We start from the raw sequence: 2,208 nt of genomic DNA, 5'->3' as shown, positions 1-2,208 counted from the left end.
CTCAGGTGGGTGAAGCCATGACCATGGTCAAAGCGCTTAAGCGGATCACGCTATCAGGAATGCCGAACAGTATTCGCATCACGTAACAATCGAACCGTATGGGGCGCAGTCGTTACAAGTTCTGATTTATTCAACAAAGCCAATACAAGAGAGAATGTCAGTGTTCAATACGCTTATTTTTGATCTTACTTGAGGCAATGGATTGGGGCGCCAGCCACTTTCTGCAACAGACAACCAGTCAGCGCGGTAACAATATTGGATGGCCTTGGCGGCATCCATCTGCGCCTGGATAAACGGCTTTACCGACTCGCCGAGCTTCTGCCACCGCGACAGAGTTGGTCATCACGTTGACTTCCTGAGGCACGTCTTCAATGGCAAGGTGTTTTTCCGCTTTATACCCTGCAACATCCTTCATGTAAGACAAACGCTGGTTAATCAATGAATCCAGATCGCTGCATTTTGTGGGGGAGGCTAATGCCGTTTCGGAAAAGAACAGTCCGGCTAAAAGTAGCGACCTTGCTGACACTTTACTAAACATTTAACGTCACCTTTTGCTATTAGAGGGATATGCCTTAGATGTAGGTTCCAACGATGGGAATAATAGCGGGTCAGCCAAACGCGTTGATAAACGCTGGATTAATAGAGCGTCATCTCATGTACCTGTGCTTCATCTTCAAGGCTGGCAACGGCGTTGTGTTAGAGTTCTTTCCGTTTTGCTCCCCTGCAACCGGAATAATTTAGGGTATAATCGCCGTTCTATTTTTGAGGAGTGAACACCTGATGTCAGCATTACCCCCCGCCAGTGAAGTGATACTGCGCCACAGTGACGAATTTATTTCCCGCCGTGTGCTGTTTGCAGGCGATATTCAAGACACGTTACCAGCGCAGTTTGACGCGGCGGAGGTGCACGCGCATCTCACGCAATATCACCATTGGCTGCCGCTGAACAAAACCATGGGCGACAACGCGCGGTTTGGTTTGCTGGTGGATGCTGAGCAGGTGGCCGCCTGCGATACCCTGATTTACTACTGGCCGAAGAGCAAACAGGAAGCGCAGTTCCAGCTCACCAACCTGTTATCGCATCTTGCCGTTGGCTGCGAGATTTTTGTGGTGGGTGAGAACCGCAGCGGTGTGCGTAGCGCGGAAGGTGTTCTCGAAGACTTTGCACCGTTAACCAAGATTGACAGCGCGCGGCGCTGTGGGCTTTATCATGGCCGATTAGAGGTTTCTGCTGAATTTAATCTCGATGACTGGAAAGACAGCTATTACGTTGAGGATGTGCCGGTCGCGACCTTGCCCGGTGTCTTTAGCCGTGATGGTCTCGATGTCGGCAGCGCGCTGCTGTTATCTACCTTTGCGCCGCACATGAAAGGCAAGGTGCTGGATATTGCCAGCGGCAGTGGCGTGGTGGCGGCGGTGTTGGCAAAACAGTCGCCAAAGCTGCGTTTGACGCTGAGTGATGTCAACGCGGCGGCGTTGTTGACCAGCCGTGCGACGCTGACGTTAAACGAATTGGAAGGCGATGTGATTGCCAGCGACGTCTACTCGGATATTGCCGGACGTTTTGACCTGATCGTCTCCAACCCACCGTTCCATGATGGCTTGCAAACCAGCATCAGTGCGGCCGATCGTCTGATTCGTGAAGCCCCCAAGCACCTGAATATTGGCGGGCAGTTACGCGTTGTCGCTAACGCTTTCCTACCTTATCCGGCATTGCTGGATGCCACTTTTGGTAACCACGACGTGCTGGCGCAAACCGGACGCTTCAAGGTGTATCAGGCCACATTAACGCGTACCAGTAAGCATGCCAAACCGGCTGCGCGCTAACCCTATGCGGGCCTCGGTGATACGCCGAGGCCTCAGGTTGATAAAGATGAGATCTTTCTCTCTTGTCATCCTCGGTTTCCCCCTCGTCATCCTCGGCGAGAGCCGGGGATCTCTGTCAGAAGAAATGCGTTTAGTTTGTACGAGATTCCCGCCTGCGCGGGAATGTGCATATTCGCATGTGATCGATCATCGATTCGCATCTAAGGTCGATCACGTTTTCGCATCGTATAGATCATCCGGGAACCTAACTTTTTTATCGTGTTAGCGTGTTTCTTCTGCGCTTTCCACTACCGGGCTATTTTTCCTTAATGATTCTCCCTTAAGCTCCAGTCTGTGGGCGTTGTGGATCAGCCGATCCAGGAAGGCATCGGCCGCCGTAGG

At 52.0% G+C, this 2,208-nt stretch carries 2 protein-coding genes and 1 pseudogene; 1 reads left to right on the top strand and 2 read right to left on the bottom strand.

Features of this window, described 5'->3' with window-relative positions; translation table 11 throughout:
* Positions 1–147 precede the first annotated feature (147 nt).
* A pseudogene (gene aroQ, locus QZ506_RS06785) lies at positions 148–538 on the bottom strand (gamma subclass chorismate mutase AroQ); the annotation flags it as partial.
* Positions 539–780: 242 nt separating this feature from the next.
* On the opposite strand from aroQ, the gene rsmC reads away from it, so the two are divergent.
* Positions 781–1,827: a 16S rRNA (guanine(1207)-N(2))-methyltransferase RsmC gene (gene rsmC / locus QZ506_RS06780; protein WP_291969978.1), complete on the top strand. Its 1,047-nt coding sequence runs from the start codon at positions 781–783 to the stop codon at positions 1,825–1,827.
* Between the two features lie 261 nt (positions 1,828–2,088).
* Here rsmC and QZ506_RS06775 read toward each other — a convergent pair.
* Positions 2,089–2,208 (bottom strand): ATP-binding protein (locus QZ506_RS06775; RefSeq protein WP_291968491.1); only part of this gene is annotated, 120 nt, incomplete at its 5' end.

This window comes from Candidatus Symbiopectobacterium sp. (genome assembly GCF_020054415.1).
Taxonomy (GTDB): domain Bacteria; phylum Pseudomonadota; class Gammaproteobacteria; order Enterobacterales; family Enterobacteriaceae; genus Symbiopectobacterium.
Note: the sequence above shows the minus strand (reverse complement) of the source record. Positions and strands in the feature narration are given on the sequence as shown.

Coding starts and splice junctions, on each gene's coding strand:
- rsmC (WP_291969978.1), top strand. CDS start 781: ATGTCAGCATTACCCCCCGCCAGTGAAGTGATACTGCGCCACAGTGAC.